The sequence below is a fragment of the Bacillus sp. SIMBA_154 genome (assembly GCF_046536015.1).
GTDB classification, from domain to species: domain Bacteria; phylum Bacillota; class Bacilli; order Bacillales; family Bacillaceae; genus Bacillus; species Bacillus pumilus_P.
In genome coordinates, this window is record NZ_JAWJBV010000207.1 from 1 (window position 1) to 277 (window position 277).

Below are 277 nucleotides of genomic sequence, written 5' to 3' on the forward strand. Positions count from 1 at the left end.
CGGGTTATCCATACATATCACATAGAGGGAGCCGGCGGAGGCCACGCACCGGATATTATGAAACTCGCATCTTACGCCAATATCCTGCCGTCCTCTACGACGCCGACGATTCCATATACCGTCAACACGATGGACGAGCATCTTGATATGATGATGGTCTGCCATCATTTAGATTCAAAAGTGCCTGAAGACGTGGCGTTCAGCCATTCACGCATCAGAGCGGCCACCATTGCGGCGGAGGATATTCTGCACGATATCGGCGCGATCAGCATGACGT

Annotated in this window: 1 protein-coding gene; it reads left to right on the top strand. The window is 52.3% G+C overall.

Going from position 1 to position 277, the window contains the following annotated elements:
- Positions 1 to 277: amidohydrolase family protein (locus tag R0K30_RS21750; protein ID WP_410612901.1), on the top strand; the 277-nt coding region annotated here is incomplete at both ends.